The organism is Amycolatopsis sp. WAC 04169 (assembly GCF_003947535.1).
GTDB lineage: Bacteria > Actinomycetota > Actinomycetes > Mycobacteriales > Pseudonocardiaceae > Amycolatopsis > Amycolatopsis keratiniphila.
In genome coordinates, this window is sequence record NZ_QHJI01000020.1 from 23,398 (window position 1) to 38,411 (window position 15,014).

Here is a 15,014-nt window from a genome sequence, read left to right on the forward strand (position 1 = left end):
GCGTACCCGTCCCGGTCCGGGACCGCCGGCGGGCGTTCCGTTGAGGGTTCTCCTGGGGGCGTGAGCGGCGATGAGGGTTATTGAGGGGTGAGGCAGAGGTGGCGTGTCCGTGGGCTGGTCAGCGGCTCTGCGCGATGCCGGACCTTTCGCACCCACTGTGTGGATTTTGGGGCGTTGGATGACCAGAAATCCACACAGTGGGTGCGTGACCGGACCAATCGCGAAGGGGTGTGTGGAAACAGGGACGTTCAACGTCCCCATTTCCACACGCCCCTCACCCTGAGCGACACCCCGCGCCCTCAGCGGCCACCGGACACCTTGGTCTTACCCCTCAAGAGAGCCGGGCAAAGTCATCCTGACAGTGTCCTCTATGGACAGTCGATAAGGTGCCATGCCACGGGGACGACCCTCTTCACCAAAGCGTGCGCGTTTCACGAGAGCGGCAGGACCTCGGGATCGCCGCCGGGCCGCGGTGGTTCCGTACGGTGACGGAAAGACCACCCGGCAGGTGTGTTCGGCGATTCTCGCTGCCCTTTCAGACTGTCCGGGCACCGGGCCTGGTGGGGGTTCCTCCCACCGATGGCGAGTGCGGCCGTCGTCCGGCGGGCGTCCCCCGATTGCGGGGGAAATGCTCAGGTGAGGACGTGTTCGCTGCCGGAGGAAGGTGAGAGTGGGTGAGCGGCGGTGCGGTGAACCTGCCTCCGGAATTGCAGAAGTTCTTCCAGGTGACGCTGGGGATGCCTTGGCCGGAAAGCAACGACAAGGGCCTGTACGCGATCAGTGATGCCTGGCAGCGGTTCGCGACGGCACTGGACGAGTTCGAGCGGGCGGTGGAAGCCGGCGGGGCCGGCGTCGCCGAGGCGCTCGCCTCCGAGGTGGGCGAGTTCTTTTCGTCCTGGCTGAAGAGTGACGCCGCCTCCGGCCTGGGCCAGTTGCGGACGTCGGCCGCCGAGCTGGAGCGCATGGCGAAGAACAGCGCGGCCAACGTGGTCAAGTCCAAGGTCATGATGGTGGCCATCGCGCTCATGGCGCTGGCCTCCGTGATCGAACTGCTGGTCTCGGTGTTCGGGGCGCTGTTCGTGGGCGTGGTGCTGGCGGGAGCCCGGGCCGCGCTGGCGGCCCTGTGGCGTGCGCTGGTGACCCGGCTCGGTTCCCTGACGATGCGAGGAGTGGGAATCGGGCTGGCCGAAGTCGGTAAGCAGGCGGCGAAGTTCGCGGCGATCGGCGGCGGTTTGTTCGGTGGGCTCGATCTGACGATCCAGGGTGTCCAGCAGGCGGCAGGACTTCGTGCGGACCTGGACGGACACTCGCTGCTGGGGTCGTTCGTGGGCGGGGCGATGGGGGGCGCGTTCGCGGGGATCGTGCACGCGGGCGCGATCTGGTTGCGGGGCACGGCGCAGACCGTGCCGAAGGGCCTGCCGGGAGTGCTGCGCGCGTCCGGGCATTTCTCCTATGGATCGGCGCAGGTGCTGGCGGCGTTGGCGACCGCGCCGTTGATCAACATCGCGACCGGCGCCCCGGGGACCAGCCCGTGGCTGGGGGTGCTGGGGGCGCTCAGCGGGTTCGGCGGGGGTCGCCGTGGCGGGGAGGCCGGTTCACTGGATGACTCGGCACCGGGATTCGAGCTGTCGAAGGCACCGGAGCTGACGATCCCCGATGTCGAGGAGAAACCCGCCGCCGGCAAGGCCGACGCCGGGAGCGAGCCGCCCATCGGCGCCGACGTCGCGAAGTTCCTTGGCGAGGAGGCCAAGCAGAAGTCTTCGGTGATCGCTGACGTGCCGGAAGCCGCACCGCCGTACTCGACGTTCGCGCCACCAGCCTATTCGCCCGCGACGATCGCGGACGGCAGCCCGGCCGCTGCCGCTGTGGGGGAGAGCGCACGGCGGCTCGGCACGCTTTTCACCGCCGAACCCGCCATCGCGGCGGGACCGGTTTCCGTCGGCCGGACGTCGTCACAGGCTGCCGCGATCCCTCTCGCCGCCGCGGTCCCGGCTGCGATACCGTCCATTCAGGACGGTCCGGCCCGCGTCGTCGCCGCGCCGGCCACGGAGACCGCGCGCCTGGGTGCCGAAACCCGGTCAGGCGGTGAGGTGGCCGCGCGGATCGCGGCCGCCGCGGGCGGCAGCGCTCACTCGCCGGTCACGTCGTCAGCCGGACAGCCCACGACCGCGCCGAGCACTGGCGGGGAGCGGTCGGTGACCACTGTGGGCCGGGCTTCCGGTGGCGAGCTCCCGACGCTGTCCGACCGGGCGGCCCCGATGTCGTCGGAGCCCACGCGCCCCGGGGTAGCCGACCGAATGGCCGCCGCCGTGGACCCGAGGGCGACCGCGCCGGCCGCCGCCGACGGCCGGATCGAGGCGACCAGTCCGGAACCGGCTCCCGACAGTCACTCCGCGAAGGCAGCTGAGCCGGAGCGTGCGGTGGTGACGGTCCCGCTGGCGGGCGACGGCAACCTGATGGGCGCCGTGGCGTTCGTGCCGCGTGAGGCCGCGGGTCCGGTCGCCGCCGCGGTGGCGCGCATGGACGTCGAGCCGGGGACGTTCGTGGTCGTGGGCCGCCATAGCGACGGCAGGCTCGAAGTGCCGGAAGAAGCGGGTCCGGGTGCGGTGGCGGAGCTGCCGGCGACGCTGGTGCCGTGGTCGCGGATGTCGCGATTGCTGCTGGTGGCGTGCGATTTGACGCATCCGGTGGTGGAGTCGGTGCAGCGGCAAGTGGACGCGCGGCCGGACGCGCGGGATGTGCGGGTGGTGCCGTATGCGCTGGACGTGCGCCTGCATGTGCGTGCCAACGGGACGATCGTGCCGGGCGAGCGTCCGGCGGACGCGGTGGTGAGCCTCGATCCGGACACCTCCACGGAACCGGCTGTGGTGCGCGCGGAGACGGACCGGGTGCTGGTGCGGGTGGCCACCGGGGCGGACGTCTCGGCGGTGGCCCGGCAGCTCCGTGTGGAGGGGGTCGATCAACGCCCGGTCCTCCGGCTGGAGGGACCGGATTTCCGGTCGTTGCCGGGGTTCGCGCAGGAGCTCAGTGCCGAGCTCGGACGTCCGGTCGACCGGCGGCCCACCGCCGGCCGGTCCTGGGTCCGGCATTTTCCCGACGGCCGGGAGCCGGTGGTGCATTCCCGGCCGTGGTCGGCCGAGGCCGAGGCGACGGCCCGGCGGAACGCGGAGGCCGCGGAGGCCGCGGAGGCGGACTTCGAGCGCGCCTCGGTCGAAGCCGATCAACTGGAGGCCGAGGCACGGCTGCTCATCCAGGAGACCCTGGACGTCATCCAGCGAATGCCGATGGCTAACGCCGTACTGCAAACGGTCGCGCCGGACGGCTACCTCTGGGATGCCGATCGTGACCTGATCGGTCCCGACGGTGACACCTTTGAGCTGGATAAATTCGCCGATGTGGCTGAGCACCGGGTGGATGTCTGGCGGCAGGCTCCGGTAGACCCCGGCCGCAATGCCGACTTTCTCACGCGGCTGAGGCAATGGGGCAGGGCGATCGACGAACTGCGGGAGGAACGGCGGGACTGGGAGCGCCAGGAGATCCGGCGTTACGCGGGCGAGATCGGTCCGCTGCCGATCGGCTCGACGGGCGACCACCACGCTTGGTCCGGGCACGGTTACGTCGGGTTCGCCGTTTCGGCGCGGGCGCGGATCCCCGGTGACGACCGGACGATCGCGCTGCCGCAGGGATGGCGATCGAGCCCGGACAGGTCGGCCTTCCGGTCACCACCGGCCTGGTTCCAGCAGCACGGGTGGGGAGCGTTCGCCGCCACGATCGCCGGGTCGCCCGGCGTCGACGCTCTGCACGTGGACCTCGGACCCGCAGGGCCGGGAACCGCCGAGGTCTTGGTGGACGTCGCGTACCGCTTGGCGCGGCTGGGCAAGATCTTCGAGAGACCGATCTTCGATCTCGCGGTCGCCGCGGCCGGACGTACCCCGCCGATGCTCCGGACGGAGGCCGTACCGAATCCTTACCCCTCGGCACCGGGTGTCACCGAGAGCGGCGGGTACAACGGCGGTCCGCACGATCACATCGAGTTCGGAAACTTCTTCTCGCTCCACGAGGATTCGGTCTCTTTCCGGCTGCCCTACATCGTCCGTGACCCGGGCGCGTTGGTGGCGCTCTCGGACTTGTACCTGGGCCTGCTGGACAGTGCGGCTCAGCCGAGCGTGGTACTCGAACGCCGCGTTCTCGACGAGGACTCGGCCTACCAGGTGGCCGCCGATCCGGCAAGGACGTCGAGCAGCGCACAGTTCCACGATCTGCTGGAGATCCTCCAAGCGGATCCGGCGGCCGAGGCGCGGCTGCTCCGCCTGTTCGCGAACGTCCCGGAAGGACACACCGCCCGATGGGAAGGCGCCGATCCGTCTATCGGACGAGGCAGCGTCCGGGTGTTCCCCGGCCTCGGCGCGGACTTCGGCGGAGTCCTGCGGTCGCTCGAAACAGTGCGGGTCCCGCCGGGCGTCCAGCTGGTCGTGGCCGAGCGGGTATCCGGTGGCTTGCTCAGGCCCGACGGCGGACGGTTGCCGTTCGAAGAGTTCCGGAGGATCTTGGCAGGCCGGGAGCCGGCGGACCGGCTCGGGCAGACTCCGGAAGCGCTCGCGGCCGGAATCGCCCGGGGGCGGCTCGCTCTCGCGGTGTCCCGTTTCCCGGCCGGGCAGGCCCAGAGTCTCGCCGATGTGCTGGGCACGCCGCTGCTGGCCACCGGGGGCCAGGTCGTCCGTGATTCCGACGGCCGGATCCGATCGGACCTGCACTGGACCCAGTTCTGGCCGAACGATCCCACCGCGGTCTGGACTGCCCGCGCTACGGATTTGGGCGACGCGGTGGCCTTGGCACACGGCCGCTTCCCCTCGGACGTCCCGGCCCTGCTGGAGGACTTCCACGCGAACCTCGCGTCGGCCGATCGGCATCTGGCTGCGCTGGCCGGTGAGGATCTTGACGCACTGCTTACGAGACAAGGCGCCCTGCGCGATCGCGCGGACGCCCTTTCCGCCGTGCCCGCCGGAGAGGTTCCCGCGCGGTTCGCGCTCGACAGCGTGGTGGCGGCGGCGGACCTGCGAACCCGGCTGCGGACGCTCCGGGACGCAGCGCTGTCCGAGCTCTTCGAGTACGAACGAGGGCATGGGGTTCCGGCCGGGGGCACGCGCCTCGTACCGAATTTCCGGGCCAGCACGGTCGAGCCGCCGGCGGGCAACGTGCAACTGCGGTTGGCATTCCACGGTCACGATGCCGCCGTCGGCCAGGCCGGCCTAGGCGACGTCCTCGACGTGGCGGGCGGAGCCTGGACGCATGAGCGCGGACCGGAGGGCACCCGGTTCCTGCGTTCACCGCTCCAGCCGACGGAGGAGGTCTTCACACAGCTGGATCAGTTGGCACGGTCGGCCGATGACGGAGCGTGGCCGGCCGGCGGTCTCGGTGCCCAGATCCGGGTGGACGCCGGGCGCCTGCTGACGCGGACCGAACGAGGACGGCTGCTGCGGCTGGTGAAGGCGTTCGAGGCGACCCTCTACCGGTTCGGCGGGGCCGAGCTGTCCTTGCACGAAGTCCGGCCAGTGGTGCTGCCCGAACGCGGCCTGGGACAGGGTCCGGCCGCGCTCGCCGACGACGGAGCCGACGCCGTCGGCTTCGAGATCGACCACGCCGCGGGGACCGAACTCGTCCGGCTGGGGTTCTGGCGCAGCAGCTTCGACCCGACGGTGCTCGTCTCGCAAACGGCGCTGTCGAGGGCGTTGATCCAGGCCGCGAAGGATCCGCTGATCGACCGGGTGCTGGACGGCCTGATGCGGGAACCCCGTCTGGTCAACGATCCGGACGGTTCGGGTTCCCCGCTGGATGGCCTGGCGGACCTGTTCGACCTGATCGAGGTCTCCCAGAAGATCGAGGGACTCATCGTCGTCACCTACGCGCACAGTGCGGACTGGGCCGGTGGGGACCGGACCGATCCGCACGGCTTGTCCCGCCTGGTCCGCCGCGAAAATGTCGCGATCTTCCCCGGCGTGGGCGAATCCGTCGGACAGGTCTTGGAACGGGTGTACTCGCTGGATGCCCAGCCTGGCGCGCACCTGGTAATTGGCACCCCCGGTTCCGCCCGCGGGAGCTTGTCGGCCTGGAACGGGGACGAGCTGACCGCCGAGCACCTGGCCGACGCCCTGAGCTGGTCAGTGCCTGCGTCGGCAGGCGATCGGGTGCCGCCGCTCGGACTGGTCGTGCCGGGCGGAGCCAGAGGAATTGCCGGTCCGCTGGCCGAGCTGCTCGGGACGCCGGTTTTCGCCACCCGCGGCGACGTCCGGGTCGAGAACGGGGCCGCCGTGACCGACCGGGGCTGGCTCGAGTTCGGCCCGGACGGACGATCGCGCGAGACCGGCGAGACGGTACTGACCGCGGCGTTGCTCGCCGGTTCCCAAGGCAGACCACTCCAGGCTGTCTCACTGCCATTCCGCGAAGCGACGGTTTCACGCGGCGATGTGGTGGTGACTCCGCTGCCTGCCCGCGGGGCGCTGGTGGGCGGCGCGGCCTTCGTGCCGCGGGAAGCGGCTGGCGCGGTGGCCGCGGCGGTGGGGCGAATGGATGTCGAGCCGGGAACCTACGTGCTGATGGGACGGCATCGTGCCGGTGCGCTGGAGGTGCCATCGGGCCGGTCGGAGGTGGCGGCGGCGCTGGACGCGCTGCCGGTGTCGATGGTGCCGTGGTCGCGCATGTCGCGGCTGCTGCTGGTGGCGTGCGATCTGACGCATCCGGTGGTGGAGTCGGTGCAGCGGTACGTGGACGCGCGGCCGGACGCGGCGGGCGTGCGGGTGGTGCCGTATGCGCTGGAGGTGCGCCTGCACGTGCGGGCCGACGGGACGATCGTCGCGGGGGAGCGGCCGCCGGACGCGGTGGTGAGCCTCGATCCGGACGCCGTTGCGGAACCGGCCGTGGTGCGCGCGGAGACAGACCGGGTGCAGGTGTACCTCCGGGCCGATTCGGAGGTCGCCGCGGTGGCCGCCCAGCTCCGCGCGTCCGGTTTCGACCGGCGCCCGGTCCTTCGAGTGTCCGGTTTGGGCGCGGACGGACTGCCGAGGTTCGCGCAGGCACTGAGCGTGGAGCTCGGCCGTCCGGTGGACATCAGGACATGGTCCGGCAGGTCCTGGGTGCGGCACTTCGCCGATGAGCCGCCGTACTTGCTTTCCTGGCTGCCCAGGACGGGATACGTCCAGGAGGCCGAAACAGTCGTGCCTGTCGCGGTGGCCGCTGAGCGCGCGGCCCAGGATGCCGACGAAGTCGTGCGGGAGGCGCGTGCCCTCGTCGCGGAGGCGATGGATCTCGCGCTGCTCCTGCCGCCGGATCGGGGCCTGCTGCGGCGAGTCGCGCCGCCTGGGTACACCTGGGACAGGGAGCGGAACCTGGTCGACCGTGACGGAGAAGTTCACGAGGTCAGCGACGCAATCGGCGGATGGCTCGAGTCGTGGCGGATGGCGTCCGCTGATGGCGACCGTACCGCCGTCCTTCGCTCCGACCTGCGGCAGTGGGGTCGGGTGGTCGACGAACTGCGGGCAGGCTGGCGGAGCTGGGCGCACGAGGAGATCACGAGGTACGCGGAGACCTCGTCGCGGCGGTGGCCGCCGCCGGACGAGCTTCTCGCCGAGGTCGCTGCCGGGTACAGCGGGTTCGCCGTCTCGGGCCGCACTCTTCACCCCGACATTCCGGCGGTACTGGTCAGCGACTGGGCGACCGGTGGGGGTGGATCGGCCTTCCGCTCGCCTCCCGGCTGGTTCGGCGACCACGACTGGACGGCGTTCGCGGACATGATGTCCGGGCCGCTCGCGGTGGACGCGATCCACCTCGGTAACGAAGTCGTCGTGGAACAGGCAATGAGACCGGAGTTCGATCGCGCGGTCTACGACCTGGCGCGGCTCGGCAAGATCTTCGAGGGGGTCATCTTCGAACTCGTGGCCGCCGCGGCGGGGCCGGGCGTGGCGGCGAACCGGAGCGCCGTCCTGCCGAACCCGTATCCCACGACGGCGGGCACCGCGGAAATCGGTGGTTACAACGCCAGCCCGCGGGACCTCATCGCTTTCGAAGGACTCTCTTTCGCCGGCGCTCCGTCGGTGACCTTCCGGTTGCCGTTCCCGGTCCAGGATCCGGCAGCGATCGTGGCCCTGACGAATCTCTTCGCCAGACTCTACGACGCCGCCTGGGACGCGCGGCCGCCATCCGAGCTCCTCCTGCGCGATGAGCGCGGGGCGTACGTCGCCGGTGCCGTTCCCGCGACGGTATCCAGGACCGCGCGTTTCCTCGACCTGCTCGAAATACTCCGCCTGTCGCCGGAGGATCAAGAGCCGCTGTTCCGCCTTTTCGCGAAGGTCGAAGATGGGCAGGACCTTGTCCGGAACGCGTCGGACGGCTCGGTGGGACGGGGCAACGTCCGGGTGTTCCCCGGCCCCGGCTCCGAGCTCGGCCGGACGCTCGAACTGCTCGAAGCGCTCTCGACGCCGCGGGACACGCACCTCGTGCTCGCCGAGAGGGCGCCGAAGGGTGACTCACTGCTCCTGGCCGACGGCCGCCTGCCGTTCGAGGAGTTCGTGGCTCGGCTGGCCGAGCGGGACTTGGCGGGCCTGCTCGGGCAGACGGCGGGGACGCTCGCGGACGGGATCGTCCGCGGTCGTCTCGGCGTCGCGGTGTCCTGGCTGCGGCCGGAGCAGGCGCAGAGCCTGGCCGACGGAGTGGGGGTGCCGGTGCTGGCCACGGCCGGCGAAGTGGTCCACCGGTCCGCCGCGGGGATCACCTCGAGCCGGTCCTGGGTCCAGTTCTGGCCGGGGGACGCCGAGGCCGCCTGGGATACGCGGGAACGCACGTTCGACGATGCCCTCGCCGCCGCCCGCGGCAGGTTCCCGTCGGACAAGAAGGCGCTGCTACGCAGCTACTTCGAGGAGCTCCACGTGGTTGAACACCACCTGGACGTCCTGGACACCGAACACCATGGAGACGCTGCGAACGCCTTCCACCTTCTCTTCGTGGACCTGCGCTCACTGGATGGCGCCCCGGCGGGGGCTTTCGCTTCGTCCTTCGCGCTCGGCAGGATCGCGACAACCGCGGATCTGCGGGCCCGGCTACGGGTTTCCCGGCTCGCCGAGACGGTGGAGGCTCAGGCCGAGCTGCGGCTGCTCCGGACCCCGGACGACGGCTCCGGGCGGCTGATCGACGGCCTGGACGTCACCACGCTCGAACCCCCGGACGGCCGGGTCGAGGTGGCACTGGCCCTCCCTGCGGATCGAAATGGTGCCGCGACGGATGGACGAGAGAGACAGGCGATGGACGCCGGCGGCACGCGGTTCGTCCGCTTGCCGATGCAGCAGACCTCGTCCGTTTTCGCGCAGCTGGACTCGCTGGGCAGGGAAGCCGGGGCCGGCAACAGGGCGCTCGGAACCGTGATCCGGGTCGATCCCGGGGAGTTCCTCACATCCGCCGAACGCCGGCGGCTCCTGCGCTTGGTGAAGGGTTTCGAAGCTCAGCTCTTTCACTTCGGCGGTTCCCGTCGGTCGCCGGTCGAGACACGGCCGGTCGTTTTTCCCGAACGCGGCACGACGCAGGACCCGGCCGCGCTGCCGGACGACGGGGTGAACGCGGTCGGTTTCGAGGTCGACCCCGGCACCGGTACCGAACGGATCCGCCTGGGATTTTGGCCCGGCAGCTCCGATCCCGCCGTGCTCGCCGCGCAGACGGCGCTTTCGGTCGCGCTGGTCGAAGCGGCCAAGGACGGCCTTCTCGACGGGCCGCTCGATCATCGCATGCGTGAGCCCCGGCTCGTCGACGATCCTGTCGACCCGGACCTCGGCGAGGCCGCCTTGATCAGCGAGCTGATGGACCTGTTGGAGCTGCTCTCCGTCTCCCGGGATCTGAGTCACCTCGCCGCCTTCGTCTACGCCGAGAGTGCAAGCCGGAGCGAGGGGCCGAGTCCGGCACTGGCGCAGGGGAGGTCTTCTCTGCTTCGGCGGGAGGCTGTCACGCTGGTTCCGGAAGCCCGGGCACTGGCCGTGGAGCGGCTCTACTCCCTCGACGCGCAGCCCGGCGCGCACCTCTTGCTCGGGACCCTCAACGGTGACGGTCCGGCGCTGCGCACGTGGAACGGGACCGAACTCCCGATCGACGCGCTGGCCCGCGCGCTGGCCGAGTCCGTGCCGGGGCTCCTCAGGGGCGCGACGGCCACGAAGCTCGCCTTGGTCGTGCCGCGTGGTGCCCTCGTGCTCGGCGGCCCGCTCGCGACGCACCTCGGCATGACCGTTCTGGCCACCCGCGGCGAAGTCCGGGTCGAGGACGGGGTCGCCGTGGCCGACCGGGGATGGATCGAATTCGGCCCGGACGGCCGCGCTCGTGATACGTCCGAAGTGGACTTGACCGAGGCGCTGCGCGGCCGGGCGATCGAGTCGAGCCGCGCCGCGCGCTCGTTCCCCGTTCCCTTGCCGGACGGCGCGGCCTTCGTCCGGCGGCGTCCGGACGGGCGGCTGGAGTGGTCCGTCGACCGGCGGGAAGCGGTGGTGATGCCGGACGGACTGCCGGGCACGGCGGCGCCGTGGGCGCGGATGTCGGGACGGGCACCGACGACGCGGCTCGTGACGGGAGGCGAGACGTCACAGCCGACGTTGGCCGCCTTGATGGGCCTCGAACCACCTCGGGACGGGGCCGGTCCCGCCCAGTCCGCGGGCACACCGGCACGTCTGCCCGCGATCGCCGCGATCACCGCGGATCAGGTCATCAGGCAGCTGTCCACGGTCGGCCTCGACCGGGGCGACGGCGAACTCACCGGTGTCTCCGCCGGGGCTTTCAACGACGGCGCCGAAGCCCGTGCCTGGGCGAGCGCGGTCGAGCACGAAGATCTCCGGCGGATCTGGACGCCGGGCAGCACCGTGCCCCAGCCCGTGCCGTGGCAGCACCTGACGTGGAATCCGGTGCACCTCCTGGTTTTCGGTGACGGGTCCGGCTTCCTCAACACGCGGGGTGGCCGGTCCGGATGGCTGGCCGGGGCGCAATTCGGCGAAAGCTTGGCCGCCGACGCGGAGTTCCGCCGCGCGGCCGGCGAGTACGCCGCGGCGCCGCTGGTCGTCACCGGATTGTCCGGCGCGCCCGCGCGGATCGCGGAGCAGGTGCTGGCGTTGCAAGCCGCGCTACGCCGGGCCGGAATGATGCGCGACATCTACCTCGCGCCGTCCCACACCGCGCTGCGCCCGGACGGTGGCTTCGAGGTTCCGCCGGGACGGACGTTCACTCTCTTCAGCGCGCCACCCCCACGGCCGGAGGAAGTCCGCGTCGACTATCACACGGCTCGGAACGGGGAACTCGTCATGGCTTCGCTGCCTTCCACCAACCACCTCGACCAGGCGACATGGGCATCCCTGCTCACCGAGGACACCGAGCGCACCTATTACGAATGGTCCACTCGCTACCAGGAGGACGTCGGATACGACACCTACGGGATCGGCGCCGACGGCAGCCGGCTGGTCGTCGAGCGGGAGACCCCGTGGGCCCGGCTCGGGGTCCGGCCGTTCTACTTGGCAGGCGGCGGGAACGCGACGGGTTTCCAGGCGGCGTTGTCACCTCCGGGAGGCGACAACTTCGCGGCGGACCCCCGGTTTCTGCACGACTTGATCGTGTCGCGAGGGCTGCTGGCCGACGTTCCGCCTCGTCGGCGCAACGGCTTGGCGCTGATTTTCTGTTCCGTGGGAAGCGGGGCCGAGGAAAGTGTCGCCGTACGTCTGCTGGACTTGTTACGGCCGAGCCTGGGCGCGGACTGGACAGGATTCGCGGCCACGAACGCGATCGTGCTCCCGGTCCTCGAACACCGGGAGAACCCCTTGGTCCTCGAGAGCGGTGGTCAGTTCGCCGTCTATTCCGCCGCGACGCGGCAGGTCCGTACCTATCGCGGCGCGGAAGTGGGCTGAGCCGCAAGGCCGGGAGTTGATCACCGCTGGTGATGATGGGAAGGAACTCGTGGACCCTCGCTATCTTGAGTTCTGCCCAGAGGGCACTCTCTATTACGACAAGCCGCGTGGTCGGCCCGGATACGAGGAATTCGCGTCGGTGGCGCCGGTGCCCGAGATGATCAGCATCGAAAGCGGCCTGAGCCTGCTGATCTGCAACTTCACTGTCGCGTAAGCGGGTGTCGTGAGTGGCAAAGAGGGTTCTAACCCGAATCGCCACACGCGACCACCTGGGCCGATCTGCGTGTGGGTGGTGCCGGGATCGCGCCGGTCCGGCGGCCGGGGCATCCAGGGGAAGTCGGTGGGTCGTGTCGCGAAAGCCACTTTCGCAACCTTCAACGTTGCGAAAGTGGCTTTCACAACCTACTTGACCATCGGAGAGGCGACTTTGCCGCGACCCTGGCGCGAGGACGGGGGCCTTCATGTACACGCACAGGCCTGATCTGCCACGCACGCGGACAGCCCGCGCTATCGAGTCCTTTGTGGACAGCAGACGGGGCCTTCCTCTTTGAAGCCTGTACGCGACCACGTCCGGAGAACACTCTTGCTGTCAATGCATATCGCGGGAAAAGGTAAAATAGGGCGGCCGGAATTGGACGATCAGACGGCTGCGCGCTTCGTTCACGTTCTGATTCCGATGCAAGCGCGGATGGCCCCGTGAAGCACCCGTTCTCGTGAACGGCACGATCCCGGAAAGCACCCGGAGGATGCCTGTAGCGGCCATCCGGATGATCTTCGCGAAGGCCACCGCAACCTGTGCGCGTGAAAGTGGCGCCACCCGGTCTTTCTCACTCCGAGTGACTGTTAGCGTGCGGAGAGAAGTCAAGATCAAACGGGTGGGAGGCCTTCGATGAATCGTTTCGTCACCGCGATACTCGGCGCTGCGTCGGCGAGTGCGCTGCTGATCGTGTCCAGTCCGCCGGCCCAGGCCGTCGCGGGCGAGGTCGTCGTCTTCTCGACCGAATTCCAGCGCGTGGACAGCTACAAGAACCCCGATGGCTGCACGATCCTGCCGATCGCCGCGCACGTTCTGGTCAATCAGACTTCTTCCGGTGTGGTCGTCCACGGGGATCCGCTCTGTTTGACCCCCGGGGTGCGGGTCGAGCCGGGCTACGGCTCCCACGTCCCGCCGATGAGCGGCTCGTTCTCGATCAGCCGCTGACCGGCCGGGTGACCACGAAATCGAGAAAGGCTCAAGTGTCTGTCGACCTTGTCGTCGTAGGAATCGGTTACGTCGGGCTGCCGTTGGCGGAAGCGGCGGGAACGGCGGGCTTGGCGGTCCTCGGTTACGACATCTCGTCCTTCGTCGTGGCGGAGGTGGCCGCCGGGCGGTCCCACGTGCCCGATGTGCCCTCGAACCGGCTGCGGGCGATGCGGGCGAAGGGGTTCACGGTGACGATGGACCCCGGTGTGCTCAGTACGGCGCAAACGATCGTCCTGTGCGTGCCGACGGGATTGAACTCCGACGGACGGCCGGATCTCGCCGCGGTGCGTGCCGCCGCGGAGACGGTCGCCGAACAGCTGCGGCCCGGCACCCTGGTAGTGCTCGAGTCTACGAGTTTCCCCGGTACCACCGACGAAATCGTGCGGCCGATCCTGGAGAAGCACGGTCTGACCGCCGGGGTGGACTTCGCCCTCGCATATTCGCCCGAACGGGTCGACCCCGGCAATATCCGGTTCGGCGTCCGCAACACCCCGAAGGTGGTCAGCGGCCACACCCCCTCGTGTGCTCGGCGGTGCGCGGAGTTCTACGGGCGGTTCGTCGACACGGTGGTGGTGGCTCGCGGAACCAGGGAGGCCGAGATGGCCAAACTGCTGGAGAACACTTACCGGTACGTGAACATCGCCCTGGTCAACGAGATCGCGATCTTCTGCGACCGGCTCGGCGTCGACGTCTGGGACGTGCTGCACTGCGCCGCGACCAAGCCGTTCGGCTTCATGCCGTTCAGCCCCGGTCCCGGAGTCGGCGGGCACTGCATCCCGGTCGATCCCAAATACCTGCTGGACAAGGCCGAACGGGAAGGCGCGGAGCTCGGCATCGTGCGCGCGGCCCGCTCGGTGGACGACGGCATGCCGGAGCACGTGGTCGAACGGGTGACCCGGCTGCTCGCCGAGATCGCGAAACCTTTGCCGGGAGCGAAAGTGCTCCTGCTCGGTGTCGCGTACAAACCCGACGTGCCGGATACGCGGGAGTCCTCCGCCATCCGGGTCGCGGTCCGGCTGCGTGCCCTCGGAGCCGACGTTTCCTACCACGATCCGGTGGCGCTCGCGGTGCCCGAACTGGGGCCGCCCGTGAGCGATCTCGAAACGGCGCTGTGGACCGCGGACGTGACCGTTCTCCTGGTGCCGCACCGCGCCTACCAGCTCAGCCGGCTGGCCTCGACAGCCCGGCTGTTGTTCGACACGACGGGACAGGTTCCCGGAGAGGAGGTCGTCCGCCTCTGATCGACCCGCCGGTGCCGACGCCGGTGAACAGGTAGCGCAATGCCGACGAAAATTTCCCCTGAACGGAGTGTTTACGCATGACCACCGCCGTCAAGAACGACAGGCTCAAGAAGCGTTTCGAAAAGTGGGACGTCAACGGGAACGGCAAGATCGAGAAGTCCGACTTCGAGGCCGAGGCAGGCCGGATCATCAACGCGTTCGGTGAAGATCCGGCTTCACCGCAGGCGCGCGCGGTCAAGGATTCCTTCGTGGCGATGTACGAGTACCTGGCGAGCAAGGCGGGTGCCGGCCCGAACGGCGCGCTGAGCGAGAAGCAGTTCACCGAGGTCATCGAGGCGCAGATCTTCCAGGAGGGTGACTCGGGCTTCGACCGGGTGGCCCGGCCCACCATCGCGGCGATCGTCGGCCTCTGCGACACCGACGGCGACGGGGAGATCAACCAGCGGGAGTTCGCCAAGTGGCTGGACGCCATCGGTGTCGAGCCCTCGGCCGTGGCGCCCGCGTTCAAGGCCATCGACGTGAACGGCAACGGGAAGCTGACGGTCGACGAGCTCGTGCACGCGGTCCGCGACTACCACCTCGGCAAGAGCGACGTCCCGCTGCTGGGCAAGTAAC

General features: G+C 69.9%; 5 protein-coding genes. All 5 read left to right on the plus strand.

What is annotated here, in order from left to right; translation table 11 throughout:
• Positions 1-674: 674 nt before the first annotated feature.
• The 5 genes from DMC61_RS39925 (at position 675) to DMC61_RS39945 (ending at position 15,013) form a co-directional block, all read left to right on the plus strand.
• Positions 675-11,915, plus strand: coding sequence for a hypothetical protein (locus DMC61_RS39925; RefSeq protein WP_125695611.1), 11,241 nt, complete (start codon positions 675-677; stop codon positions 11,913-11,915).
• Positions 11,916-11,931: 16 nt separating this feature from the next.
• Positions 11,932-12,129 (plus strand): hypothetical protein, encoded by a 198-nt coding sequence (locus DMC61_RS39930; RefSeq protein WP_125695612.1) that lies wholly within the window; start codon positions 11,932-11,934, stop codon positions 12,127-12,129.
• Positions 12,130-12,804: 675 nt separating this feature from the next.
• Positions 12,805-13,116, plus strand: a complete 312-nt coding sequence (locus DMC61_RS39935; RefSeq protein ID WP_125695613.1) for a hypothetical protein — start codon at positions 12,805-12,807, stop codon at positions 13,114-13,116.
• Between the two features lie 35 nt (positions 13,117-13,151).
• Positions 13,152-14,399 carry a nucleotide sugar dehydrogenase gene (locus DMC61_RS39940; protein WP_125695614.1) on the plus strand — a complete coding sequence of 416 codons (1,248 nt, stop codon included), beginning with the start codon at positions 13,152-13,154 and terminating at the stop codon, positions 14,397-14,399.
• 77 nt (positions 14,400-14,476) lie between these two features.
• Complete coding sequence (locus DMC61_RS39945) at positions 14,477-15,013, plus strand: EF-hand domain-containing protein (RefSeq protein ID WP_125695615.1); 537 nt, start codon at positions 14,477-14,479, stop codon at positions 15,011-15,013.
• Position 15,014: the final 1 nt, after the last annotated feature.

Excerpts from the sequence above, each read along its gene's own strand:
- DMC61_RS39935 (WP_125695613.1), top strand. The coding sequence starts at position 12,805 with ATGAATCGTTTCGTCACCGCGATACTCGGCGCTGCGTCGGCGAGTGCG.
- DMC61_RS39945 (WP_125695615.1), top strand. The coding sequence starts at position 14,477 with ATGACCACCGCCGTCAAGAACGACAGGCTCAAGAAGCGTTTCGAAAAG.